The organism is Leucobacter faecis (assembly GCF_054456695.2).
In genome coordinates, this window is sequence record NZ_JBTJER020000001.1 from 176003 (window position 1) to 202059 (window position 26057).

Consider the following 26057-nt stretch of genomic DNA (forward strand, 5'->3'; position numbering starts at 1 on the left):
TCACCACACGAACAAGGGAGTTCTCATGAAGAAGAAATTCGTGCTCAGCACACTCGCGCTCGCGGCGACCGCCGCGCTCGCTCTCTCGGGCTGTAGCGGCGGCTCGGGCGGCGATGCCGGCGGCGGTAGCGACGGCGACGCAGGGTCAGCAGGCGACGCCCCGTACAAGATCGCAAACGTCGTCAACGGTAACCTCGGCGACCAGGGCTTCTTTGATGACGCCGAGCGCGGCATCGAGGAGCTGAAGAGCCAGGGTAACGAGACGAAGACGCTGCAGGCCGACGTCAATAACCCGGCACAGTGGAAGGCGAACCTCGAGTCTGTCTCGACGGGCGACTGGGACGTGGTGGTGACGGGCACCACCCAAATGACCGACATCTTGGCTGAGGCCGCCCCCAAGTTCCCTGACCAGCAGTACGTCTACTACGACTCGGTCGTTGACGCACCCAATGTGGCATCGATCGTGTACAAGCAGAACGAGGGCTCATACCTTGCAGGGGTGCTCGCCGCGCTCGCCATCACCAACACCGACCAGTTTCCGCTCGCTGAGGGGTCAACCAAGGTGGGTGTCGTGGGTGGCATGGACATTCCCGTGATCAACGACTTTGTGGTCGGCTTCAAGAAGGGCGTCGAGTCCGTCGACCCCAAGATAGATGTGCTCGTGAGCTACGTGGGTGACTTCGCAGACTCTGCGAAGGGGTACGACCTCGGCAAGGGCATGTTTGATGACGGTGCAGGCGTCGTGTTTCAAGTCGCGGGCGGCGCGGGCGTGGGCGCACTCCAGGCCGCAAAGGACGCGAACAAGTACGGCATCGGCGTCGACAGCAACCAAAACACGCTGCAGGAGGGGCACATTCTCGCCTCGATGCTCAAGAACATCGGCAATTCGATCGTGCTCGCCGTGAACGATGCGAAAGACGGCAAGCTCAAGTTCGGTGAGACCACCGCGTACGGCCTCGCAAACGACGGCGTCGGCCTCACATTCGACGACAACGGCGGGCTCGTACCCGACGACATGATCGCGCAGATCGACGAGTACAAGCAGAAGGTGATCTCGGGCGAGATCGAGGTGCCCACCGCGAGCGAATAGCCGCGCACGCTCCTCACCCGTGGTGGCTCCCAACCCCGGGGGCCACCACGTCACACCAACGGGACCACACGGGAATGGACCTCACATGAACACCGCGGTGGAAGCCACAGCGCCGATTCTAGAGCTGCGCGGCATCACGAAAACGTTTGGCGACAAAGTCGCAAACGAGAACGTCTCGGTCTCGTTTTGGCCGGGGCGCGTACACGCGATCGTCGGCGAAAACGGGGCAGGCAAGACGACCCTCATGAACATGATCTCGGGCAACCTGCAACCGAACGCCGGGCAGATCCTGTTCGACGGCGCGCAGGTGACCGTCGAAGACCCCAACCGGGCCGACGCGCTCGGCATCGGCATGGTGCACCAGCACTTCAAACTGGTGCCCTCACTGTCGGTCGCCTCGAACATTTTTCTCGGCAAAGAACTCACGACGCCGCTCGGCAAACTCGACCAGCAGGCGATGGCCAAACGGGTCACCGAACTATCAGAGAAGTTTGGGCTCGCCATTGACCCCACCGAGATCGTGCAAGACCTCTCGGTGGGCGAACGGCAGCGCGTCGAAATCTTGAAGGCGCTGTCACACGACACCAGGCTGCTGATTCTCGACGAGCCCACCGCCGTGCTCACCCCGGCAGAAGCCGATGAGCTCTTCGTGGTCGTACACGACCTCGCCGCAAAGGGGTGCGCCGTCGTGTTCATCTCACACAAGCTCGGTGAGGTGCTCGCCGTCGCCGACGACATCACCGTGATTCGCGACGGCAAACACATCGCCACCCAACAGGCTGCGGGCCTCAGTCAGTCAGACATCGCCACCATGATGGTCGGGCGCGAAGTGCTGCTGCGCATCAAACACACCGACGCCCACCCTGCAGACGAGGTGCTCTCGCTCGAGAATGTGTCGGCCGTCGACTCCCGCGGCATCATCGCGGTCAACAACGTCTCACTCTCGGTGCGCCGCGGCGAGATCGTGGGCATCGCGGGAGTCGAAGGCAACGGCCAATCTGAACTGGCCGGCATGGTCTCAGGTATGCACGAGGTGCCGCGGGGCACGATCCGGATCGCGGGAAAGAACATGACCCGGGCGAGCGTGCGCGCACGCCGCGAAGCAGGCCTCGCCTACGTGCCAGAAGACCGGCACGACGAGGGAGCGGGGCCAGCGCTCAGCATCACCGAGAACATCGCGGCTATCAACCTCGCGCCCAAGAGCGTCACCCCGCCGATCACGCGCGCAGGCTGGCTGTCGCTGTCAAAAGCCCGCGACTACGCCAAAAAACTGATCGCGAAGTTCGACGTGCGTGGCGCAGATCCCGCGACGGTGATCGGTGACCTGTCGGGCGGCAACATGCAGAAGGTGATCATCGCACGCGAGTTCAGTGCCGACCCCGAGCTGCTCGTCATCTCACAACCCACCCGCGGCGTCGACGTCGGCGCCATGGAGTTTGTACACAACTCGATCGTGGCGGCACGAGACCGCGGCGCAGGCGTGCTGCTCGTGTCGGCAGACCTGAACGAGGTGATGAGCCTGTCAGACCGGCTGCTCGTCATGTTTCGGGGCGAGTTTGTGGCCGAGTTCACCCAAGAAAACATGAGCGAAGTGGCCGTGGGGCTCGCAATGGCCGGCACCAAGCCGACACCCGAGGCGCTCGCCGCAGCTGAAGCGGCCCACGCCGAGGCGCGGGCAGGGCTCGACGCAGGCATCGACACCACCAGTGGCGCGAAGAGCGCCACCAGCCAGGTCGTCACCGACAGCGTGCAGGTCGCGGCGCCAGAGTTTGACACGACCGCCGTGACGATCCCGCCAGACGCACAACCCCGGTTCTTCGCGACGCTCGCCTCGCGCGCGTTCACGGGAGCCGCGCAGCCGGTACTGGCGGTGCTCGTCGCCCTGGTTATTGGCGCATTCGTGATCCTCGCGATCGGCAAGAACCCCATCGAAGCGTACATCGAGCTCTTCACCTCGGGCTGGCGCACCCCGTTTGGCATCGCGAACACGATCGCCATGTTCGTACCGCTCGCCATCGTGTCTGCCGCGACCATCGTCTCGTTCAGAGCAGGCTTCTTCAACATCGGCGCCGAGGGGCAAATGTACTTCGGGGCGTTCTTTGGCGCCTACGCCGGGTTTACCTTCACCGACCTGCCGCCCCTCACCCTCACCGTGCTCGTACTCGGCTTCGGCACCCTCGCGGGCGCCCTCTGGGGGCTACTGCCCGGCTGGCTCTACGGCTTCTGGCGCGTCGACATCATCGTCACCACCCTGCTGCTCAGCGAAGTGGCGATGCTCATCACCAACTTCTTCGTCACCGGCCCCTTCCAAGACAAGACCGCAGGCATCGCCGGGTCAGCGAAGATCGCCCCCGAAGCGAGACTCACCATGTTCGACGCCGCCCACGGCTTCGGGCCAGATCTCATCATCGCCCTCATCGTGGCGATCATCATCGCCCTAGTACTGAACCGCTCAGCGTGGGGGCTCAAAGTGAAACAGCTCGGTGAGATGAACCGCTTCGCCCAGTACACCGGCGTATCGGTGAAGCGCATGTCGATCCAGGTGATGGTGCTCTCGGGCGCCGTCGCGGGCTTCGCAGGCGCCCTCTACGTCATCGGACCCAACGGCGGCAGGTTTCTGCAGCAGTTCTCACCCGGCTTCGGGTTTCTCGCGATCACGGTCGCGCTGCTCGCGCGCCTCAACCCCTGGGCCTCGCTCGTCGCGGCCCTGTTCTACGCGACCATGATGGCCGGATCCACCGGCATCCAAGCCATCGGCGTCCCATTTCCCATCGTCAACGTGCTGCAGGGCCTCATCATCATCGCGATCACCGCCACGATCGCGTGGAACTGGAGAAACCTGAAACGCGGCGCGGGCGGCGCTGGCCTCACCGACACCACCAAGTTTGAAAAACTCGAGGGGAGCGCAGCCTGATGGAACTCATCGGCAACATCTTCACGCTCGGCATGCTCGGCGTGATCCTACTCAAGGTCACCCCCATCTTGCTCGCCGCCATCGGCGGAGCGTTCACACAGACCGGCAACATCTTGAACATCGGGCTCGAGGGCATGATGCTCACGGGAGCATTCGCCGCCATCGCAGTCGGCGCCGTCACGAACCCCTACATCGGCATCATCGCCGCCCTCGGAGCCGGGCTTCTCATGGCCGTGATCTTCGCGGTCGCCGCCCTCGTGTTCAAAGCCGACTTCATCGTCGTCGGTATTGGCATCAACCTACTGGCCGTCGGCCTCACCGTGCTCATGCTCACCGTGCTCTACGGTAACGCCGGCGCCACCCCGGGCGACGTCAAAGCAATCCTGCCGCGCATCGACCTCGGCCCCATCGGCGACATCCCCGTCATCGGCAACGCACTCAACAACCAAACCCTGCTCGTGTGGGTCGCCATCATCGCGGTACCCATCTACGCATACGTGCTCTACCGCACCAGGTACGGCGTACACCTGCGCGCCGTCGGCGAAGACGAACCCGCCGCCGTCGCCGCAGGCATCAACGTGTTTCGCGTCAAATTCATCTCCATCCTCATCTCAGGCGCACTCTCGGGCATCGCCGGCGCACAGCTCGCCATGGCCACCGTCGGATCCTTCACCTCGGGCATGACCGCCTCACGCGGATTCATCGCCGTCGCCGCCCTCACCTTCGGCCTCGCCAGGCCCTACCGCACCATGGTCGCCTGCCTCATCTTCGGCGCCGCAGACGCCCTCGCCGACAGACTCGGACTCCTGGGCGCCAACTCATCACTCTCGCTCACCGTGCCCTACGTCATCACCATCATCGCGCTCGTCTTCGCCTCCGTACGCGTACGCGCGGCCCTCAAAGCCCGCACGCGCAAGGCGCTCGCCGCAAGAGACAAAAACACGGGCCAGCCCGGATCCGGAACGAAACAAGAGGTAACGGCGTGAGTACCCAGCACACACGGGGGGCCCAGCAGACCTGCGAGAAGATCATTCTCGATTGCGACCCCGGCCACGACGATGCGATCGCGATTCTGCTCGCGGCGGCGAGCCCCGCGATCGAGCTGCTCGGCATCACCACCGTCGCGGGTAACCACTCGCTCGATAACGTCACGCGCAATGCGCAGGCCGTGTGCCAGATCGCTGGCATCGATGTGCCCATCGCGCGGGGCGCAGACCGCCCGCTCGTCACACCGCAGATCGTGTCAGAAGACATTCACGGCGACACCGGCATGGACGGCCCGGTGCTGCCAGAGGTCACCGGCACGCTCGACCCGAGGCACGCCGTCGACCTGATTATTGACACCGTACTCACCCACGATCCGGGCACCGTCACACTGGTGCCCACCGGCCCGCTGACGAACATCGCGCTCGCCATGCGCAAGGCACCCGAGATCGTCGACCGCGTGCGCCGAGTGATACTCATGGGCGGTTCGTACACACGCGGCAATGTGACGCCCGCCGCCGAGTACAACATTTACGTCGACCCCGAGGCCGCGGAGGCCGTGTTTCGAGGGGAGTGGGAAGTGACGATGGTGGGGCTCGACCTCACCCACCAGGCGCTCGCCACCGACGAGCTGCAAGCGCGCGTACGCCAGGCAGGCGAAGCGACGGGCGGCCGTGGGCGCGAGGTCGCCCAGTTCATGCTCGACATCTGGGAGTTCTTCGGCACGACCTACCGCGAAGTCTTCGACTTCGACGCGCCCCCGGTGCACGACGCCTGCTGCGTCGCCGCTCTCATCGCTCCGGATCTCTTGCGAACCGAGCTCGCCCACGTCAGCGTCGAACTCCACGGGGAATGGACGAAGGGGCAAACCGTGGTGAACTTCGCGACCAAGCCGGGCATGCACCACGCCACGGGAGTCGCAGACCGCATGACCGACACGCGCACCCTCGTCGCGACCGAACTCGACTGGAGCCGCTTCGCCGATATCGTCGTCGAAGCGGTGCACCAGCTCGGCGCCGCCCGATACGCTTAAACATACGATTTGCCGCCCTCGATCAGCGGCTCAAGGAGGCCTGACATGGCGACAAAAATGATTCTCGACTGCGATACCGGCGTCGATGACACCATGGCGATTATGTACGCGGCGCTGCACCCCGACATTGACCTGCTCGCGGTGGGCACAGTGTGGGGCAACGTCGAGGTCGAGCGCGGCACGCGCAATACGCTGCGCGTGCTTGAGATCGTGGGGCGCAGTGATGTGCCGGTGGCGCAGGGAGCGGCGGGCCCGCTGCTGGGTGGCCCCACCGAGTACGCGTACCACGTGCACGGTAACGACGGTCAGGGCAATGCGGGCGATGACGAGCCCGTGCGCGCCGCAGCAGCTACGACCGCCGCGCAACAGATCATTGACATCGTTCGCCAGCACCCCGGCGAGGTGTGGCTCGTGCCGGTGGGCCCGCTGACCAACATTGCGGCGGCGCTGGTACTTGACCCCGAGCTGCCGAAACTTGTTGCGGGCGTGTCCTTGATGGGCGGATCAGCGGCGGCGCCTGGCAACGTGTCGTTTGTGGCCGAGGCCAATATTTGGCATGACGCTGAGGCCGCGCAGGCGGTGTTCGCGGCCCCCTGGCCGATCATCATGGCCGGGCTTGACGTCACGATGAAGGTGCTCATTACAGCTGAACACCGCGACCAGATGCTCGCGGGCGGGCCCGCGGGCCAGTACATGGGGCGCATTATTGATTTCTACGGCGAGTTCTACCGCGATGTGGTGTTTGGCGACTGGAGCTGTGCCATGCACGACTCGATCGCGGTTGCGGCGGCGGCCGGTCACCTCGATGTGTCGCTCGCGCCGGTCGTGAACGTCGAGGTGGATACGACGGGAGGGCCCGGTCACGGGCAGACCCTCGTCGACCTGCGGGGTAAATATCGTGGATTCCCGCAGCAAGAGGGCGCACACACGACGGTGCTGCTTGAGATCTCTGATGAGATCGCAGACGCCGTGGTTGACCTGATCACCGACTTTCAGGGCGCGTAGCCGTGGCGAAGCAAGCGCGTGTCGCGGTGGTGGGCAGCGCGAACGCAGACCTAGTGGTCGAGGTGCCCAGGCGGCCGGGCGGGGGTGAGACGCTGCTGGGCGGCGACCTCGCGCTGCTGCCGGGAGGCAAGGGAGCAAACCAGGCGGCGGCGGCGGCGCGCTGCGGCGCCCCCGTGTCGTTTGTCGCCTGCGTGGGGGTCGACGCGAACGGCTCATTTCTGCTTGAAAAGTTGGAGGATGCTGGCGTCGACGTTGCCGGTGTGATGCGGGCCCCGCGCCCCACCGGCACAGCGATCATCTTCTTGACGCCCGACGGTGAGAACTCGATCGTCGTGTCTCCCGGCGCGAATCAGGCTCTCGACCTCGACGCGCTCAAGCGGGCCGAAAGCTCGTGGCAGGGCGCCCAGGTCGTAGTGTTGAGCCTCGAGATTCCCCTCGAAACCGCGCTGCACGTCGCGGCAGAAGCGCGGGCGACGGGTGCGCGCGTCGTGTTGAACGCTGCGCCGTCGGTGCAGCTTGCAGGGTCGGTGCTTGAAGCATGCGACCCGCTGATCGTGAACGAGCACGAGGCGCTAGAGGTATTGGGCGCTTCGCTCAGCGACCCTGACGCCCAGAACTACTCGCGGCTGGCCGAACGCCTACTTGCAGCGGGTGCGAGGTCTGTCGTAGTGACGCTGGGAGCTGACGGCGCGATCGTGGCCGAGCACGGCGGCGAGGGGGAGCGTGCCAGGCTGACACAGGTACCTGCGTACCGCGTGCAGGCGGTTGATACGACCGGCGCAGGTGACGCGTTCGTGGGAGCGGTGGCCGGTGAGCTGGCAGCCGGTGCGGCACTCGAAGACGCGGTGCGGTTTGCGACAGCGGTCTCTGCCGTGTCGGTGCAGCGCGTGGGCGCACAGTCTTCGTACGCGAACCGTGCTGAGATCGAGGAGTTCATCGCGCAACGCTCAGCAGAGTAGAGCCCCACCGGCCACCAGATCGAATCCTTGTTTGATCTGGTGGTCGAGCCCTGTCGCTTCTGCTGGGCCGGGCGTATGCTCAAAATGAGGCCGCCATGCAGTGGGACGGCCAGGAGGGCGGCTTGACATGCGTGAGGACGAAGAAGGCCACGAGGGTGACCTGGGGCACAAAGAGCACAGGTCACACAAGAAGCACCGAACCCACACGAAACACCGGCCGCACAAAGAACACGAGGCGACCGGGGGCGGTCTCTATCTTGACGAAGCCGGTGAGCACCCGCCCGATTACAGCGAACCAGTATCGTACGACGAAAAACGCTGGGGTGGCCCGCACCGAGACGTAACAAGCGGCGGTATTCCCACCATGAGCGTGTGCCGGGTGCTAGCGCTGCGTCTTGTAGCTGAGCAGCCGCGCTCAAGCGGGGAGATTCGAGCGGCCATCGCCGACGATCTCGCGCTCGGCGACAGGGCTGTCGCTCAGCGCACACGCACGGGTGACAACAGATTTACCATTCGTGTGCGCTGGGCGCTCGCGACGCTACGCCGCGCGGGGTACATCGGGGTGAGTAACCGCGGCGATCGTGGGGCGCCTCGCGTACCCAAGCGCGGCGTCTCATCTCGTGTGTACGAGATCACGCCCAAGGGTAAAGCGTTACTCACGAGGGACCCGCAGCACATTGATGAGAGCGGCGCAGAGTCCACTTAGAGGTTGCGCCAATAGGTGGATTCGCCATCCTGCGGGAGCGTAGCGAGTCGCAGGATCCACACTAGATTCTGCGACTGCGCGCAGAATGACCATGACCTATCGGCGCGGTCTCTTAGACGAGCCGCGTGCGACGCTGCCTGTCAGCCCTCGTCTAGCTTTCGTCTTCGGGATGAAACACGTTTCCGCCGAAGCGGGCGGCGAGGTCGGAGTCGATTTCGTCGCAGGTCGACGCGATTCCCGCCACGACGAAACCGAGCTCGTTCGCCTCGAGCGTGTCGGCGAGCAGGTTGTGCTTCATGATCAGGTCAACCCGGTTGTCGCCGCGATCAACGAGCACAAAGCTGCCAAACACGTAGTCGGCTCCAGAGAAAGCGACGAAATCGCGCAGCTCGGCCGTGTTCTCGGCGTTCGACAGCAGGGGCGAGAACACCATGGCGAGGGCCGAGTTTTCTGCAAACTCGTGCACCCGCACAAACACTCGGCTCGAGCCGTACCTGACTGAAAGGTCGCCATCGGTATCGATCTCGACGCCCTCAAACAGCGAACCCATGTGGTTCTGTACGAGTTCTTTCTGGGCGGTGATGTCGTTCATGTGTGCTCATTTCTGTGAAGGCGAAGAGATAGGGTCGTGCCGCCCCCAGCCTAGCGAGCTGTCAAGATAGGGGTATGTCTCACTCCTACTTCGCAGGTGCCCGCAGGCCGCGGGTGCTCGCTCACCGCGGACTCACCACGGCGGCCATGCATGCCGCGGGCATCGCCGAGAACTCGCGTGCCGCGATCGAGGCGGCAGTCGTGGCGGGGTGCGAGTTTGTTGAAACGGACTGCCACCTCACACGCGACGGCGAAGTAGTGCTATTTCACGACACCGACCTCAAACGCGTCGCGGGCGACCCTCGCAACATCGCCGATGTCACACTCGCCGAGCTCGAACGCATCATGCAGGACCGCGGCGGCGTCATCACGCTCGCGGCAGCGCTCGAGGCGTACCCGCACACGCGCTTCAATGTCGATGTGAAGGCGCGCGCGGCAGCAGTACCCGCCGGCCGCATCATCGCGCCCCACGCTCACAGGGTGCTGCTCACCAGCTTCTCAGACCGGTACCGCGCGCGAGCCATGGCGGCAGCGGGTGACAGGCGCCCCGCGGCCTCGCCGGGGCAGTGGGGTGTGATCCGGATCTTAGCCTCGCTCACCACGCGGCTTGGCGTCGCGCGCGCTCTGCGGGGGCTCGATGCGCTGCAGATCCCAGAGCGGCAGGGGCCTGTGCGGGTGCTGACGCCGCGGCTCATTCGAGCCGCGCACCGGCACGGCGTCGAGGTGCATGTGTGGACGATCAACGACACTGATCGCATGCGCGAGCTCGTAGCGATGGGAGTCGACGGGATTGTCACCGACCGGGCAGACCTCGCGATCGCCGCGCTGCGGCCTGAGTGATCGCCGCGCTGCGGCCTGAGTGATCGCCGCGCTGCGGTCGAAAGTTGCTCGCGGCGTAGGCAGCGTGGCGTGCGCCTGTCACACTAGAGGGGTGGCAGATAATCAGAACGGCCGAGTCGCGGTCTACCTAGACTTCGACAACATTGTGCTCTCGTGGTACGACCGCGTGCACGGGCGCAACTCGTTCGGGCGCGACAGGCACCGCATTGCCGAAGACCCGAGTGACCCCGAGATCGCGGCCAGGCTCGAAGCTGCCGCTGTCGACGTGGGCGCGATCATCGATTACGCCTCGTCATTTGGCACGCTCGTGCTGACGCGCGCCTACGCCGACTGGTCATCGCCGATTAACGCGCTCTACCGGTCACAGCTGGTCGCGCGGGCCGTTGACCTGGTGCAGCTGTTTCCGGCGGCCGCCTACGCGAAAAACGGGGCCGATATTCGATTGGCGGTCGACACGGTCGAAGACATGTTTCGGCTCGACGATCTCACCCACGTGGTCATCGTGGCGGGCGACTCCGACTATGTACCGCTCGCGCAACGCTGCAAGCGGCTGGGGCGCTACGTTGTGGGAATCGGTGTCGCCGGTTCAACCGCGAAATCGCTCACCGCGGCGTGTGATGAGTTTGCGTCGTACGACACGCTGCCCGGGGTGGAGCGACCCGGGAGAGAGGCGCGGCAGGTGCCCCGCTCAAGTGCCGTCGTAAACGAGGAACCGGCCGTTGAAGCTCCCCGAGAAGCGTCGACTGAGGCTCCGCCCGCCGCCGAACAAAGCGCTCTTGCCGCTTCGAAGGGCCGATCGCGCCGAGCGTCAAAGCCCGCCGCGGCAAAAGAAAGCAGCGCCAAGGGCGCTGGTTCGGGCGAACAAGCTGGGCAGGCAGAGCCGGTCGACGCGCGCAGGGGCAGTGATCCGGCGCAGGACGCGGAGCCAAGCGCAGAGGTAAGCGCAGAGACCGATGCAGATACCGAGCTTGAGATCACCGGGCTGCTGATTCGTGCGCTGTGGCTGGGGCTCGAGAAAGACGATTCTGAGTGGCTGCACAGTTCGGCTGTGAAGCAGCAGATGCGCCGCATGGATCCGTCGTTTAACGAGAAGGCGCTCGGATTCCGTTCGTTCTCTGAGTTTCTGAAGTCGCGCTCAGACATCGCGGAGCTTGAAGAAACGGGGCACGAGCGGCTGGTGCGACTGCGCGATCAGTCACACGATTGAGACACAACGTAATACAGGTGTGGCGCGTTCGTGGCAGGCCGATAGTGTAACCGAATGTGTCAAAAATCTTTGACACGTGTAATCCGTCAGAGAGGACACCCCGGTTACATGAATACACAGCACGCGCATTCACGTGCTTTGGCGCGGCCGAAGGGCCGTATGCGCAGGCCATTTGTGGCGGCCTGCGCGGCAGCCGTTGCGCTTCCGCTTCTGCTGCAGGGAACGGCGGCTCAGGCCGTCGTCTCACGCGCAGAGAGCTTCGCGCCCATCGACGCGGTAGAGGCGATCACGGGTGAAGCCACGCTGCCCGGCTTTCAGCAGCAGTTCTTGGACGAGGTGAACTCACAAAACATTTGGAACCATGACGTCTATCTCGCCGACACGATTGGCCCGCGCGTAGCGGGCACTGCGGGCGAAGAAGCGGCCGCCGCCTACGTTGAAACCACCCTCGAGTCGTACGGATTTGACACGTCGCGCGAAACGTTCGCCGCCACGCCGCAGACGTTTGCTGACGTTGTGCCCAGTCGATACCAGGAGGGATACGCGAGTTGGCAGTTTAAGCCGGCGACAAACGCGGTCTTTACGGGAAGCGACACCGCGCTCGAAGGCGAGCTGATCGAAATTGGATCAGGGACGGGCGATCTAACGACCCGCGTGGACCTCGTGGGCAAGATCGTGCTCGTCGATTGGAACGCGGCAGCGGCGACCCGCAACGCGATCTTGAAGGACCTCGCTGGCGTGGGGGCCACGGGCGTTGTGTTTGCCAAGGTCGCGGGCGCCAGCTCACCAGAGGCGCTGCCGAACCCGGGCTCCGTACCGGATGAAGCCCAGGGGCTCGTCGTGGTGGGAGCAGCGCTGAACCAGGGCGAGCGCATGCGCGCCCTGCTACAGGATGGCCCGCTTTCGCTCTCGATTACCACGCAGACCGGTTCAAACCAGAGCACCAACGTGATCGGTGTGCGTGAAGCAGCAAACGGCGACCCCGAGGCACCGATCGTCTACATCGGTGCACACATTGACTCGGTCGTCGGCAGCCACGGTGCTAGTGACAACGGCTCGGGCACGAGCATCATGCTGGAGCTCGCAAGGATTCTCGGTTCTTACTCCCTCGACACCGAGGTGCGGGTGGGGGCCTGGGGTGCTGAAGAACAGGGCATTAAAGGCTCGAAGCACCACGCGTCCAATGTGATGACCGCTGAAGAGCGTGACCGCACCATCGGCGCGTGGAACATGGACATGGCGGGTACGAACTATCCGGGCACCGAATCGCAGCCGTTCGGGTTCTGGGCGCTCACCGTTGACGGGGCAACGAAAGAAGACAACCCCGTCCTTGGGCTGGCTGATACGGTATCGCAAATCGCTGGAATGGGGGCACTGCAGATTGGGCAGGTCGGCCGAAGCGACCACCAGTCGTTCCATGACGTAGGAATCCCGGCGGTTGTCTTTAGCTGGATGTTCTGGGCCGGTGGCACGAACATTGTGCTCGAACCCGCGTACCACCAGACGACTGACACGCTGGAGTTTGTCTCTGAAGAGCGCATGGCGATTGCGGCCCGCGTGCTGGGCGGCTCAGTGTTTCGGGCGGCGCTCGAAGAAGTAACAATCGCAGTGACCGATGAAGCGGGCGAGCCCGCGGCAGCGGCGGCCACGGCGCTTCGCTGCGAGGGCGATGCGGGCTGGCGTGCAGCAGGCGACACTCAGGCAGACGGCACCGTGACGACGCACGCACCAGCGACCACGTGTGACGTCGTCGCGGTGGGAACAGATGGAAGCCGAGGCTCTGCGAAGTCGGTGTCCATGAGCGGTGATGAAACGGTAGACATCCGACTGCGCAGCGACAACGAAGCCCCCGTCGTAAGCTTCACGGCACCTGCCGCTGAGGCATCAGGGTGGTACCGCAAGGCGCCTGTGGCGGTGGGTATCGCCGCCACAGACAACGCCGATGATGCGCCCACGATCGAGTTCTCACTCACAGGCGACGATTGGGCGCAGTACACCGACCCGGTTGAGCTGGGGGCCGACGGCCGGCACACGGTATGGGCGCGCGCAAGCGACGATTTCAAGAACGTGAGCGAGCCGGCGCAGCACAGCGTCAACATCGATACGGTGGCACCGCAGCTGCAGGCGGCCGCACAGCGTTCGCGCGGCGACATCGACCTCACCATCGCCGATGCCACATCGGGCGTTGCGCGGGTCGAACATCGAATCAAGGGTGCCGATCGGTGGCAGCAGCTCGCGAAAGACCTCGAGATGCAAGAGGGCGCACTATCGGCCAGGGTGCCCCTGGGCAAGGAGGCCGCCGTGGTTGAGCTGCGCGCGATTGACGCTGCGGGCAACGTAAGCGACATTGCCCAGGTCGAGTTTGCCGCGGGCGCAGAGGTGACGGTCGAGCCGGTTACGCCGGCCACTCCCAAGCAGCCGCAGAACCTCTCAAACACGGGCGGTTCAGCGCTGTGGGGCGGCGGCCTCGCCCTGAGCGCCCTGCTGCTCGTCGCAGGAACGGTCGTGCTGCGTAGGCGTCGGGCGTAACGACTCGCGCACCAAACGCGAGCGCCCCACACTTGGATTCGTCGAAAATCGTGTTCAAATGTGGGGCGCTAACGTGCCGCGCACTGCAATACTTGACGCATGGACGCGCTCAACGACTTCATGGTGCAGGCAGGCGACACACTGTGGACCTGGATTGTGCTCCCCGTGCTCATTGGGCTCGGGCTGTACTTCACCATCAGGTCGGGGGCCGTGCAGCTGCGCTGGTTTCCCGAGATGCTGCGCACGCTCACCAACAAGACACCCACCGACGAGAACGGTGAGCCGCAGTCCGTGTCCGCGTTTCAAGCGTTCACGATTTCTGCGGCGTCGCGCGTGGGCGTTGGCAACATCGCGGGAGTGGGCACCGCCATTGCGATCGGTGGCCCCGGCGCCGTGTTCTGGATGTGGACGATGGCGTTCGTCGGCGGCGCGTCGAGCTTTGTCGAGTCGACCCTCGGTCAGCTATTCAAAGTGCGCGACGAGAACGGGTTTCGGGGCGGCCCCGCCTACTACATGTGGAAGGGACTCAAAGCGAAGTGGATGGGCACGCTATTCGCGGGCATCTTGATCGTCTGCTTCCCCTTTGCGTTTAGCTCGCTGCAGGCCAACACCATCACCGCGACCGTCTCATCGAGCTTCGGTGGCACCGTTGACTGGCTGCCCATCGCAGTGGGCGTTGTGCTGGCAGCTCTCACCGCGCTCGTGGTGTTCGGTGGGGTACGCCGCATTGCGAGCGTGACCCAGGCTGTTGTGCCGGCGATGGCGCTGCTTTACTTGCTGCTCGGGCTCGTGATCGTGGGCATGAACATCGAACGCCTGCCCGAGGTGTTTCTCTCGATCTATACGAGCGCGTTCGGCGCCAACCAGGTGGTCGGCGCCGCGTTTGGCACGGTGCTCATGACCGGCATTAAACGTGGCATGTTCTCGAACGAGGCGGGCCTCGGCTCGGCCCCCAACGCGGGTGCCAGCGCGGCCGTAACCCACCCGGTGAAACAGGGGCTCGTGCAGACCCTCGGCGTCTACTTCGACACCTTTCTCGTGTGTTCGATCACCGCGTTCATTATTCTCGTGTCGACCCCCGACCTCGCAAACGCCGCCAAGGGAATCGACCTCACCCAGAATGCCATCGTGGGCGCGCTGGGGCCCTGGTCAAACGTGCTGCTATCGGTGATCATCTTCTTGCTGGCGTTCAGCTCGATCCTGGGCAACTACTATTACGGCGAGTCGAACATCGAGTTCATCTCGGCCAGGCCCGGTGTGCTGCTGGGGTACCGGGTACTCGCAGTGGCCGCCATCTTCGTCGGTTCGATTGCCTCGGCCGATCTGATTTGGAACTCGGCCGACTCGATCATGGGCGTCATGGCCCTTGTCAACCTGATCGCGATCGGGCTGCTCTCTGGCATCGCATTCAAACTCATGCGCGACTACACGCGCCAGCGCAAACTCGGGCAGGAGCCCGTGTTTACGCGCGCTCTGCTGCCAGAGGTGAGTGGCATCGAATGCTGGGAGAGCGAGCAGAGCGTGACCGGCGTCGTTCCCGTCACGAAGGCGTAATCGCCTGGCGGGCGCTGGTGTGCTCAGCGCCCAGTGATCATGCGTGCCGGATCAGCCGTGCCGCTGGCACACACACGTTGACGCGGCCTCAGCGCACCCGGGCACTCCGGTCTCGGGCGCAGACGCGTCGGTCGCCCCTGCTGCGCGCTCGCGAATCGTGACGCAGCAGTAGCCAGCTTCGGGCTCGAGGTTAGCGTGGCCGCAGCCGCACCCGAGGCCGTCGACGACACCCTGCACAAACTTTTGGTTCACGCCGCACACGAGTTGCGTGTGATCTTTGGCGAGGTGATCGAATGGGCAGTTGCGCAGCCGCACCGCACCGGGCTCAACAACCGGCTCAAAATCTTGGGCCGCGAGCGTATCAGCGATCTCGGTGAGCGCGTCGGCGGCGGGCTCTGGCATTGCCGTGCGGTGGGCGGCGCCCACGCCTACGCCTGCGGTGTGGGCGACCGTATCGAGGGCCCGCTGCATATCGGGGGAGTCGTTCTGTTCGATCGCAGCGGCGAGAATGCCACCCATCAGGTCGTACTGCCGCCCGGGCAGCGTCACCTCAATTTCAGCTTCAGAGCGTCGGTACAGTTTCGAGGGTCGCCCAGCGCCCGGCCCGGTCTTGCCGCTGAGGCGCCGGTACTCGACCGAGAGTAGCCCCTCATCGACCAGGCGGTCGAGATGAAACTTGGCGGTGTGCTGCGGTGTGCCTACCGCCTCTGCTGCCTGTTTGCGGCCCACAGCGTCGTGCTGAGACACCACGTAGTCGTACAGCTCGCGGCGAACCGGGTCGGCAAGGGCGCCCACGGCATGGATGCTGTCGATATTGCTCATGCCAATAGTCTATCGGCGAAACTTATTGACACTAGAGCGAGATCTTCATTAGAGTTCGAAGTGTAAGCGAAGTCTCAGGTCTGAAGGCAAGAAAGAGGTGGCGCGATGAGCGGCATGGTGATTGTGGGCGGCGGTTTTGCGGGCGCGAGTGCAGCGGCGCAGCTGCACGAAGAAGGCTTCACAGGAGACATAACGATCATCGCGGGTGAGGCGCAACTGCCCTACGAGCGCCCCGGATTGTCGAAGGGCTACCTGCAGGGCAAAGACGATGAAGCCTCGGTCTTCACCCACCCGCAGGCCTGGTACGACGAGCAGCGCATCACTGTGCGCCAGGGCATCTCGGCCGAATCGTTTGACACCAAGACTCACACCGTGACGCTGGTAGGTGGCGAAACCCTCGAATACGAGAAACTTCTGCTCGCCACCGGATCGCGTGCCCGAACGCTTCCCATTGCGGGGGCCGACCTCGCCGGGGTGCACACGCTCAGGACTATCGAAGACGCGCGGGCGCTTCACGCCGTGTTCGCCACGGGGGGCAAGAACATCGTGTTGGTCGGATCCGGCTGGATCGGCATGGAGGCAGCCTGGGCCGCTCGCGCTCAGGGCAACACCGTGACCGTGCTGGAGCGGGGCAATGCGCCGCTCGAAGCGGTGCTGGGTGTTGAACTCGGCGGCGACTTCCAGAAGCTCCACGAGGCTCACGGCACCGTGTTTCGCATGCACGCGAACGTCGAGGGCATGGTGGGCGAAGACGGCGTGGTGACGGGAGTGCAGGTAGACGGTGAGACGCTGCCAGCCGACCTCGTGCTCGTGGGGGTCGGCGCGATTCCCAACGTTGAAATCGCGCAGGCAGCGGGCCTCGATGTCGAAAACGGTGTGCTTGTCGACGCGAGCCTGCGCACCAGCGCACCCGACGTGTTTGCGGCGGGTGACCTCGCGAACATTGACCACGCGGGGGCGGGCACGCGAGTGCGCAGCGAGCACTGGGCTGTAGCGCTTGCCACGGGCAAGGCAGCGGCACAGGCGATGCTCGGGCAGTCGGTCAGTTACGACGTGATCCCGTTCTTCTTCACTGACCAGTGGGAGCTCGGCATGGAAATGGCGGGCTACCCGCACCTGATGCGAGACGCAGAGGTGGTGGTGCGCGGCGACCTGGCCAAGCGAGAGTACCTCGCGTTTTGGGTAAAGGACGGCCGCGTAGGCGGCGGCATGAACGTCAACGTGTGGGACGTGAACGAGCAGATTCAAGATCTGGTGCGCAGCGGCGTGACCGTCGACCTCGAGAAGCTGCGCGACCCGAGCGTGCCGCTCACCGACGTGGCAGCGTAGGGCGGTACGGGGCCGCTACTCGGTCGCGCTTGGCTCAGAGCCTTCGGCCGGCTTGGCCGCGGGCTTCTCGGGCGATGGCTTCTCGCCCGATTTGGCCTTCTCTTGAGTTGACTTCGCGACAGGCGGCAGCTTGGTGATCGCAAATGCGGCCCCGTCTTGCTGCATGCCGTTGTCGAAGTAGGCGACGTGGCCGGCCTCGTCGAGGCCGGTCGTCGTCGCCTGACAGATGAAATCATCGCCAACGCAGTAGTCGCGCAGTTTTTTCGCATACGGTTCGAGCGCGTTGACCGGGCGGGGGAGCAAGCCGTTGCGGGCCTCGTCATAGTCGCCCGCGTTAAATGGCTCGCTGCCCACAAAACGAGGGTCGCCGTAAAACACGATTGCGCTCACCGCCGCGACCGCTTCAGGGCGCAGCTCATCTGCCTCAAGACCCACGAAACGATCTGTGGGCGTCGAGAGCGCATCGCCGATGACGAGCGCCCCCTGTGAATAGCCGAGCAGTACAAACTTTTGTTCGGGGCAGGTCTGCGCCTGCAGATTGAGCATCGTCACCAGGGTGCGTACACCCAGAGACGCGCCCTCGTTGACGTCGGTGTCTGCGGGGTAATCGAGATCGGTGCTCACGACCTGATCTGGTCGAGCCTCGGCGATGGCGCGTGAGACGGGGCCGAGTAGCTGGCCGCGAGACGGCTCACCCGTGCCGCGGGCAGTGACCACCAGGGTCGGTAAACACTCGAGGGGTTCAAGCTCGATCGGCTCGGCGTCCGCCTCGGCTTCTTGCTGTTGTGCCTGACGCTCGGGTGCGGGCGTCTCGGCAGCCCCCTGCAGGGCTTCGCGCGTGGCCACAGGGTCAGCGCCCGTGGCGCAACCCGCGATCGAAACGGTGAGCGTGACGGCGAGCCCCGCGAGGGCCGCATGTGCGGCGCGGGGCACGATGCGACCGCGCGCGCGTAGCGTGCGGGAGTGGGAGAGCGAGTGGCGGGTCACATTGGCCTCTTCTGTGAGCTGGCGGCCCGGCCGTGAGCGAGGTGCTCTGCGGTGAGCTGTCGGAATGAGACGAGCGTACGCCCGTTCGGCTGTGATCTCCCACCGCAGGGGCGCGCCCGCGCGCGCCGCGCCCAGCCCGCCGCCCGCCGCCGGGCGCGGGTGTAGGCTAAATCACATGGTGCCAGGCTCGCTCGCCCCGTTTGGGCTCGTCGCAGCTGGAGGCGCAGTGGGCACACTCGCGCGATATGGTGTCGGCGCTCTGATGGGCAGCTCGGCAGGCGCAGAAGGAGCGGTAGGCCTGGCCGGAGTTGACACTGCCGCCTGGGCGACGCTAGTGGTCAACCTCGTGGGAGCGTTTGCGCTCGGGCTGCTGTTTTCGGTGGTAGATCGCGTCACCACAGCCAAGCGGCACACCGACCGCTGGTGGCTGCTGCTCGGCACGGGAGTGCTCGGCGGGTTTACGACCTACAGCGGGCTCGCGACAGAAGCCGCTGAACTGCTGGGTGACGGCAGAGTCTGGCAAGCGCTCGGCTACGCGGGTGGCACGCTCGTGGCAGGCTTCGTCGCGAGCATCGCGGGCATTTGGCTCGGCCGCATCGGGCAGGCACGCAGCGCATGACGGGCGTGTGGCATGCGCTCACGATCGCAGCGGCTGGCGGTGCGGGCGCCGCACTGCGCTACGGCGTCGACCGCGCGATGGCGCGCAGGCGGCGCCACTCGTTTCCGTGGGGGTTGTTTGTCGTAAACCTCACGGGTTCATTCGCGCTGGGGGTGCTTACCGGCCTCGCCCTGGGCTCGCCGATCGCCGAGGTCGTGGGAGTGGGGCTGCTCGGTGGCTACACCACCTTTAGCTCTGCGAGCCTCGACACCGCGAAGTTGCTCGCCGAGCGTCGCTTTGGCGCGGCGCTCGCTAACGGTGCGGGCGTGCTCGTGGCGGCGGTGGTGTGTGCGATGCTCGGTATCGCGCTCGGAACCACGCTCCGTTAAGCAGTCTTGGGCGGCCAGCGTACCCAGCCGCGTGGGCCGCGGGCAACGGCCTCGCCGAGGCAGTGATCTCGCTTGGGCAGTGATCCTGCCACCGTGTATAAAAAATATGCGCGACTACTTCCGCTTAAGCCTGCGGCATAGACGGAACTTGTCGCGCATATTTTATTCTCGACGCGTGCCGGCGCAATCGAGCGCGCGGCGGGGCAATGATCCGGATCAATGCCCCGCGGCGGCGGTTAGCGCACGCGCCGGGCCTCGAACCGGTCGCTGGGGTGAGCGTAGGCCTCTTGCGCAGCGACGAGCTGCAGTTCGCGGGTGCCTGCCTCGAGCGTGGTCTCAAGCAGTGAGAAGACGCTTGCGGTCGTGCGCGCGAGCGCGAGAGCGGCGTCGCCCGTGCGCAACAGATGCGCGGTGAACAAGGCCGCGGTGACGTCGCCCGAGCCATTCGCCTTCAGCGGCAGGTGCGGGGTGGTCGTGAGCCACGCGCCCTCTCCCGTGACCGCAAGCATTTCGAGGGTGCCGGGCGTGCGGTCCTCGCGCTCGACGCTCGTCACGAGCACGGTGCGCGGCCCGCGGGCGCGGGCCAGGTCGGCTGAGGCGAGTATTTCGTCGAGGGTCTTGGGGGTGGTGTCCGTGATGAATCCGAGCTCAAATTGGTTGGGCGTGATGAGATCGGCCGCGGGCACGACGCGGTCGCGAATCAGGTTTTGCACCTCGGGGGCGACATGGCAGCCCGACTTGGCATTGCCCAGCACCGGATCGCAGGCGTAGATGGCCTCGGGGCTATGGCGCTTTACCCGTGCAACGGCGTCGAGAATCGCGTCACCAATACTGTCGCCACCTTGATAGCCCGAGAGTACGGCGTCGACGCCATTAAGCCCGCCGCGCTCCTCGATGCCCGTGATGATCTCGGTGACGTCGCTGCCCGCGATCAGCGGGCCGCGCCAGGCGCCGTAACCCGTGTGGTTTGAGAAACAGACGGTGTGCACGGGCATCACATCGACGCCGATGCGCTGCAGCGGAAACACCGCGGCCGAGTTGCCCACGTGACCGTACGCGACCGATGACTGGATCGAGAGAATTCGCATGCTTCGATCCTGCCACTGGTCTTGTCGTCGGTCCAAGGGTGGTGCACTCGAGTGAACCAAGGGGCTTGGTTGGGGGCGTGGTGTTGGGGGCCGTGGTAGTGGGTACCGTTAGATGGCGCGACCGGGGGTGAGGGTGCCGCGCGGATCGAGGGCGAGTTTGATCGCACGCTGCGTGGCGCGTGACACGTCGTCGAGTTGCCACGGCAGCTCGTGCTGTTTCACCGATCCGACGCCGTGCTCGCCCGTGATGGTGCCGCCCAGCGACAGCGCGAGCCGCGTGATGTCGTCGAGTAGCGCGTCGGCGGCGGCCACGTCGTCATCGGCGCAGTCGACGGTGCTGTGCAGGTTGCCGTCGCCCGCGTGCGCCACGGTCGACACCAGCCGGCCGTGACGGGCAGAGATCTCATTGATGCCGTGAAAGATCTCGGCGAGTTTCGCGACGGGCACCCCCACATCGCACGAGATTTTCAGCCCGCGGGCGGTGAGCGCAGGGTTCGAGAGCCGCCGGGCCTCAATCAGTGCGTCTGAGTCTGACAGCTCAGTCTCGGTCGCACCATAGTCACTGCAGGCCCGAGTGATGGCAGCGGCCGCGTCAGCCGCGTCGAAGCCCACAGTCTGCCCGACGAGCATAGCGCCGCGCGGCACCGCGATACCGCTGGGGCGGTAGGCTTCGATGATTTCGACGCTCGCGGCATCCATGAGCTCGAGCACCTCGGGGGTGTGAGGGCCACCGACGATCGCGGTGACGGCGCGGCCCGCAGACTCGAGGTCGTCGAATGACGCGCGAAAGCTGCAGGGAGTGCCGGGCGGCACCGGCTTGAGGCGCACAGTGGCCTCGGTGACCACGCCGAGGGTACCCTCAGACCCCACGATGAGGCTCGTGAGGTCGTAGCCGACCACGTTCTTGCGGGGGCGCGCACCCGTGCGCAAAACGCGCCCGTCCGCGAGCACCACTTCGAGTGCCGCCACCGCGTCGCGGGTCACGCCGTGGGCGACACAGCGCAGCCCTCCAGCGTTGGTGGCGATGTTGCCGCCAATAGTGCAGCTGCGCGCGCTCGCCGGGTCGGGCGGGTAGAAGAGGCCCTGGTCTCGCGCAGCATCGTCAAGCTCGGCCGTGATGACGCCGGGCTGTACGACCGCGAGACGGTCTGCGGCATCGATCTCGATGATACGGTTCATGCCCGCGAGCGACAGGATCAGCCCACCCGCGTAGGCGTTGGCACCGCCAGCGAGGCCAGTGCCCGCCCCGCGCACACTCACGCGCACGCCGCGTTCGTTCGTCCAAGCGAGCGCCGCTGAGACGTCTTCGGTCGACGAGGCATGCACGAGCGCGATCGCCTCGCCCTCGGGGGAGTCGCGCGACGAGTCGTGGGCGTGCTCTGCGATCTCGGCGGCGTCTGTGACAAGCCGGTCGCCCAACTGTGCCCGTAGTTCTTGCAGTGCTTCGTGCATGTTTGCCTCCCACTGCAGCGTAGCGCTTGGTGCGCAAATCGGGGCGCTGGGATCGCGGCGCTGGGTGACTGGCGCTGGGTGACTGGCGCGTAACAGCCGCGCTGTGCATTCGAGTTTGTTGTGCGTGCCAGAATGAACAGATGAACAAAGTAGGCCGAGGCGGTAGCAGCGACCGAAGCGACGACCGTAGCGTGGGCGCGGGGCGTTACGCGCCCAGCCCCTCGGGTGACCTGCATCTGGGAAACCTGCGCACGGCACTCATCGCGTGGCTGTTTGCCCGCTCGACCGGCCGTGATTTCTTCATGCGCATCGAAGATCTAGACCGCGCACGCGACGCCGGATCAGCGGCCGCTCAACTCGAGGATCTTGCCCGGCTGGGGCTGGACTGGGATGGGGATCCGGTGCTGCAGTCGAGCCGCGGGGCAGCGCACGAAGCCGCGATCGATCGGCTTGCCGATGCCGGGTTGGTGTACGAGTGCACGTGCACGCGCAAGGATATTCTCGCCGCTCCCTCGGCGCCCCATGCCCCGCCGGGGGCGTACCCCGGTACCTGCCGTGACCGTACACCCGAGGAGCGTCGCGCGGCGCGAGAGATGATCGCGCCGAGACAGCCCGCCCTGCGGTTGCGCGCGCCAGACGGTGCCGTCGCGCCCGAGTTCACCGACCTGATGCTGGGGGAGGTGCGGGGGGACATCGACGACCTGGTGCTGCGACGCGGCGACGGCACAGTCGCGTACAACCTTGCCGTGGTGGTCGACGACGCGGCGATGGGTGTCGACCAGATCGTGCGTGGGGCAGACCTGGCGCCCTCGACACCGCGGCAGATTTTGCTGCAGCGATTGCTTGACGTGCCGTCGCCACCAGTGGTGGAGTACGCGCACGTGCCGCTCGTGCTCGGACCCACAGGAGCGCGACTCGCGAAGCGTGACGGGGCGGTTACGCTGCGTCAGCTCGAAGCGGCGGGCACGTCTGCGCAAGACGTACTCACGCAACTTGCCCATTCACTGGGTCTTGCTGCCCCCGGTGAGCGAGTAACGCCTGCCGGACTTGTTTCTCGTTTCGACCCTGCTCGGCTTCCCCGAGATCCCTGGAACTGGCGGCCGTAGGGTCTTGTGCGGCCCGTCGTGGGTGTCGCCGGGTGCTTCGTGCGGGGTCAACACGGTGCTGCTGCTGCGGTACGCCCGCGCGTAGGGGCTGTGACGACCCTTGTGATCCTGGGCGTCATCCTGCGCGCACTTCCTGTCATCCTGCGCGACGGAGGAGTCGCAGGATCCACAACACCTCAATCACACTCAATTTCCGCGTATTTTCGACGGTAAATCGTGATGTCGTAGGTCGCTGCTGTAATGAAATCATGCAACATCCATTCAGCGCTGAAAGCCCCAACCGGGGGCGATTGAACGACCTGGTCTCCCGGGTCGTGGAGGTTGATGCGCGCATGCGGGCGCTGCAGGCCGAGCTGACGGTGTTGCTGGCAGACGCGTACAAGCTGGCAGAAGCCGAGGGCGACTGGCCGTTCAAGCCCGCGCCGAGCGAAGACGACGATGCCGGCGCCGAGGGTCATGCCGCCGAGGGCGCTGAGGATGCAGTGGGCGCTTCGCCAGCGGAGCAGCCGGCGTTTGTGACCGACGAAGCGGTCGTGCGTGCGAGCATCGCTGCGAGGGAAGCTCAGCCGAGCACCGGTGGCGGTACTTACGGCGACACAGGAAACAACGATCAAGGCGCAGGCAGCAACGAGGCTGCTGACGCTAGTCGCGACGGTGGCGATGCGGCTGTTGGCGATGATCACGGCAATACTGCGAGCACGAGCACGAGCACGAGCGCAGGTGGTGAGTCGTTTGGTCTGCCCGTGATTAGGCTTCCGCGGGGTGCGCAGGTGTGGCGTGACCGGTCATACCGGGTGGTGCGGGCCGAGATCGCGGCCGCGCTGCGGGTGCCCGAGGGGCGGGTGGGGCACGACATGTCACACGCGGTTGATGCGGTCGAGCACTGCCCGGTCATGCTGGGTGCGCTTGCGAAGGGTGAGGTCACTGACCAGCATGTGCGCGGCCTGGTGAACGCAGGCCGTATCATCGGCCACGAGGCCGTCGCACAGGCGGCTGCACAGGCGGCTGCACAGGCGGCTGCGCAGGCGGCTGCTCAAGCTGACGGCGCGGTTACCAATGGTACAGACTGTCCTGCAACAGCCAGCGGTGAAAGCCCCAGCGACGCGACCGCCGCCGAGTCTGGTGACGGCGCGGCTGGCGACGGCACGACCGGTGACGGTGACGGTGAGGCAGAGGGTGCCGGCACGCCCGGCAGTGAGTCGCCCGACGCGACCGCTGGTGGCGCGCCCTACGATGAGGTTGCCGTGGCGCGAGAGGTGGCGCGCCGGTATGCGCTGCTTGATCGGGCGCTGGTGGTGCACGCGAAGCGCGATACCGCACCGAAGGTGGCGCCGACGGCGAAGCGTGTGGCGGAGAAGCTGGCCGGGGTGACGTTTGATGACCGGCACCAGCTGGCCAAGCGTGACCGGCATGTGCGCTTGGTCGAGCTTGATGACGGCATGTGCCAGGTGCAGGCGGTCGTGACGAGTTTTGAGGCGCACGTCATTTTTGATCGTGTCACCCAGTACGCGAAACTCTTGCAAGAACGTGACATAGCCGCAGGGAAGCAGACGGCCGAAGTAGCGGGGACGCCGTTATCGGCGGCCGCGGTGTCGGCGCTGAAACGGCCCCTGGGCGAGGCGCGGGCCGATAGCCTGACCGCGCTGCTCGCGCATGGTGAACTCACGGATGAAGACTTCTGTGGCAGTGATGTGGGTGACGCAGGTGTGACCGGCGCTGATCCGGCTGGCAGCTATGTGACCGGCGATGGTGTGACCGACGCCGATATGGCAGGTGCGAGCTTTGGGGTTGCGGGTAGGGGCCGCAGGGCGGGGCGTAAGCGGCTCGGGTTGCGGGTGACCGCGCGGGTGCAGGTGCTCGTGCCGGTGTCGCTCACGGGCCGCCTCGATGCTGGTGGCGCTGCTGACACTGCTGACACTGCTGGCGCCGGCGGCGCCGGAGGTGCTCCTATGGCAGGAGCTGGCGCGAAAGGCCCGGCCGCGACTTCCGCTGGCACCGAGAGCGACGCGCGAGCTGCTGAGCTCACGCGCGGGTTCCAGCCCGAGCTCGTGGGAGTCGGCCCCATCGACACCGACACCGCGGTAAGAATCCTGCACGACACCCCCAGCTGGGACATCATCACCGTCACCGACGGCACCGGAACAGGCACCAGCACCGATACAACGATCTGCGGTAGCTGCGGCACCGTGAACAGCGGCAACACCACCGTCGGTGACATTCTCACGGTCGATAGCTACCGGGTGCCCGCCCACTTGAAACGGAATTTGGCGGCGCGAGACACCTCGTGCCGGTTCCCGGGGTGTACTCTGCCGATTTACCGGTGCGACATCGACCACACGGTCGCAGCTGAGGACGGCGGCCCCACCTCACTCACTAATGTCGCCGCCGCCTGCCGCGGTCACCATGTGATTAAACACCACGGCGGGTGCCTCCCCGTACAGGGCGACAACGGTGATTTCACGTGGACGTTCCCGTCAGGCCGCAAGTATCGCACCGAGCCGCCCTCGAGGGTGATGTTTCGCACCGTGCTCGAACCACCCGACGTGCAGGCCCTCGCCGATGAGCACGCCCGCAAGTACCCGTTTGGGAGGCACGAATGGGACGACCCTGGCAACAACAACAACAACAACAACAACGGCAACGGCAACGGCAACAGTGGCGAGGCTGCGGGCGAAGAACCAAGTCCGTTTTAGCAACAACTGTGAAAATTATTTCTGGCCGGTGCTCGTTACTAGATGAGCTGTCTGTCGGCATTCAAACGGCACGAACCAGGTCACACACAGGCGCCCAGGCATCGTGCGGCCAAAAGTGGGTGTTATCGGTCCTGATAACACCCACTTTTGGGCGCACGCCCACATTTTCCCGAACAATAGG

General features: G+C 65.3%; 21 protein-coding genes. 16 read left to right on the plus strand and 5 right to left on the minus strand.

Annotated elements, in window-relative coordinates; genetic code table 11:
* Positions 1 to 25 precede the first annotated feature (25 nt).
* The 7 genes from ACXR2W_RS00835 to ACXR2W_RS00865 all read left to right on the plus strand — a co-directional run bounded on the left by ACXR2W_RS00835 (position 26) and on the right by ACXR2W_RS00865 (position 8691).
* Positions 26 to 1090: a BMP family lipoprotein gene (locus tag ACXR2W_RS00835; RefSeq protein WP_458815335.1), complete on the plus strand. Its 1065-nt coding sequence runs from the start codon at positions 26 to 28 to the stop codon at positions 1088 to 1090.
* A gap of 85 nt (positions 1091 to 1175) precedes the next feature.
* A complete protein-coding gene (locus ACXR2W_RS00840; protein WP_458815337.1) occupies positions 1176 to 4004 on the plus strand; it encodes an ATP-binding cassette domain-containing protein in 2829 nt (942 codons plus the stop codon).
* Positions 4004 to 4990, plus strand: coding sequence for an ABC transporter permease (locus ACXR2W_RS00845; protein WP_458815339.1), 987 nt, complete (start codon positions 4004 to 4006; stop codon positions 4988 to 4990). The genes ACXR2W_RS00840 and ACXR2W_RS00845 overlap by 1 nt, the downstream gene beginning before the upstream one ends.
* Positions 4987 to 6021, plus strand: a complete 1035-nt coding sequence (locus tag ACXR2W_RS00850) for a nucleoside hydrolase (protein WP_458815341.1) — start codon at positions 4987 to 4989, stop codon at positions 6019 to 6021. The genes ACXR2W_RS00845 and ACXR2W_RS00850 overlap by 4 nt, the downstream gene beginning before the upstream one ends.
* 45 nt (positions 6022 to 6066) lie before the next feature.
* Positions 6067 to 7026, plus strand: coding sequence for a nucleoside hydrolase (locus tag ACXR2W_RS00855; RefSeq protein ID WP_458815343.1), 960 nt, complete (start codon positions 6067 to 6069; stop codon positions 7024 to 7026).
* Between the two features lie 2 nt (positions 7027 to 7028).
* The gene (locus ACXR2W_RS00860) at positions 7029 to 7985 is read left to right on the plus strand and encodes a ribokinase (protein WP_458815345.1); all 957 of its coding nucleotides are present in this window, start codon (positions 7029 to 7031) and stop codon (positions 7983 to 7985) included.
* Positions 7986 to 8112: 127 nt separating this feature from the next.
* Positions 8113 to 8691 (plus strand): winged helix-turn-helix domain-containing protein, encoded by a 579-nt coding sequence (locus tag ACXR2W_RS00865; protein WP_458815347.1) that lies wholly within the window; start codon positions 8113 to 8115, stop codon positions 8689 to 8691.
* 151 nt (positions 8692 to 8842) lie between these two features.
* Here ACXR2W_RS00865 and ACXR2W_RS00870 read toward each other — a convergent pair whose 3' ends face one another.
* Entirely contained in the window at positions 8843 to 9283 is a 441-nt protein-coding gene (locus tag ACXR2W_RS00870; protein WP_458815349.1) for a T3SS (YopN, CesT) and YbjN peptide-binding chaperone 1, read from the minus strand.
* 74 nt (positions 9284 to 9357) lie between these two features.
* Between ACXR2W_RS00870 and ACXR2W_RS00875 the strand changes: the two genes are divergently transcribed.
* The 4 genes from ACXR2W_RS00875 (at position 9358) to ACXR2W_RS00890 (ending at position 15412) form a co-directional block, all read left to right on the plus strand.
* Positions 9358 to 10122 (plus strand): glycerophosphodiester phosphodiesterase family protein, encoded by a 765-nt coding sequence (locus ACXR2W_RS00875; RefSeq protein WP_458815351.1) that lies wholly within the window; start codon positions 9358 to 9360, stop codon positions 10120 to 10122.
* 91 nt (positions 10123 to 10213) lie between these two features.
* Positions 10214 to 11329: an NYN domain-containing protein gene (locus tag ACXR2W_RS00880; RefSeq protein ID WP_458815353.1), complete on the plus strand. Its 1116-nt coding sequence runs from the start codon at positions 10214 to 10216 to the stop codon at positions 11327 to 11329.
* Positions 11330 to 11437: 108 nt separating this feature from the next.
* Complete coding sequence (locus ACXR2W_RS00885) at positions 11438 to 13858, plus strand: M28 family peptidase (protein WP_458815355.1); 2421 nt, start codon at positions 11438 to 11440, stop codon at positions 13856 to 13858.
* Positions 13859 to 13957: 99 nt separating this feature from the next.
* Positions 13958 to 15412, plus strand: coding sequence for an alanine/glycine:cation symporter family protein (locus ACXR2W_RS00890; protein WP_458815358.1), 1455 nt, complete (start codon positions 13958 to 13960; stop codon positions 15410 to 15412).
* 51 nt (positions 15413 to 15463) lie between these two features.
* On the opposite strand, the gene ACXR2W_RS00895 is transcribed toward ACXR2W_RS00890, so the two are convergent.
* Positions 15464 to 16234 carry a helix-turn-helix transcriptional regulator gene (locus ACXR2W_RS00895; RefSeq protein WP_458815360.1) on the minus strand — a complete coding sequence of 257 codons (771 nt, stop codon included), beginning with the start codon at positions 16232 to 16234 and terminating at the stop codon, positions 15464 to 15466.
* 105 nt (positions 16235 to 16339) lie between these two features.
* Between ACXR2W_RS00895 and ACXR2W_RS00900 the strand changes: the two genes are divergently transcribed.
* Complete coding sequence (locus ACXR2W_RS00900; RefSeq protein ID WP_458815362.1) at positions 16340 to 17563, plus strand: NAD(P)/FAD-dependent oxidoreductase; 1224 nt, start codon at positions 16340 to 16342, stop codon at positions 17561 to 17563.
* A gap of 15 nt (positions 17564 to 17578) precedes the next feature.
* Here ACXR2W_RS00900 and ACXR2W_RS00905 read toward each other — a convergent pair whose 3' ends face one another.
* A complete protein-coding gene (locus ACXR2W_RS00905) occupies positions 17579 to 18550 on the minus strand; it encodes a cutinase family protein (protein ID WP_458815364.1) in 972 nt (323 codons plus the stop codon).
* A 175-nt stretch (positions 18551 to 18725) separates the two neighbouring features.
* On the opposite strand from ACXR2W_RS00905, the gene ACXR2W_RS00910 reads away from it, so the two are divergent.
* Positions 18726 to 19169, plus strand: coding sequence for a fluoride efflux transporter FluC (locus ACXR2W_RS00910; protein WP_458815366.1), 444 nt, complete (start codon positions 18726 to 18728; stop codon positions 19167 to 19169).
* A complete protein-coding gene (locus ACXR2W_RS00915; protein ID WP_458815368.1) occupies positions 19166 to 19537 on the plus strand; it encodes a fluoride efflux transporter FluC in 372 nt (123 codons plus the stop codon). Before ACXR2W_RS00910 ends, ACXR2W_RS00915 begins: the two co-directional genes overlap by 4 nt.
* 236 nt (positions 19538 to 19773) lie before the next feature.
* Here ACXR2W_RS00915 and pdxY read toward each other — a convergent pair whose 3' ends face one another.
* Entirely contained in the window at positions 19774 to 20625 is an 852-nt protein-coding gene (pdxY, locus tag ACXR2W_RS00920) for a pyridoxal kinase PdxY (RefSeq protein ID WP_458815370.1), read from the minus strand.
* A 108-nt stretch (positions 20626 to 20733) separates the two neighbouring features.
* Positions 20734 to 22077: an FAD-binding oxidoreductase gene (locus ACXR2W_RS00925; RefSeq protein ID WP_458815372.1), complete on the minus strand. Its 1344-nt coding sequence runs from the start codon at positions 22075 to 22077 to the stop codon at positions 20734 to 20736.
* A 140-nt stretch (positions 22078 to 22217) separates the two neighbouring features.
* On the opposite strand from ACXR2W_RS00925, the gene gluQRS reads away from it, so the two are divergent.
* Together gluQRS and ACXR2W_RS00935 are read left to right on the plus strand one after the other, a co-directional pair.
* Complete coding sequence (gene gluQRS / locus ACXR2W_RS00930) at positions 22218 to 23183, plus strand: tRNA glutamyl-Q(34) synthetase GluQRS (RefSeq protein ID WP_458815374.1); 966 nt, start codon at positions 22218 to 22220, stop codon at positions 23181 to 23183.
* Positions 23184 to 23431: 248 nt separating this feature from the next.
* Positions 23432 to 25876, plus strand: a complete 2445-nt coding sequence (locus ACXR2W_RS00935; protein WP_489948819.1) for an HNH endonuclease signature motif containing protein — start codon at positions 23432 to 23434, stop codon at positions 25874 to 25876.
* Positions 25877 to 26057: the final 181 nt, after the last annotated feature.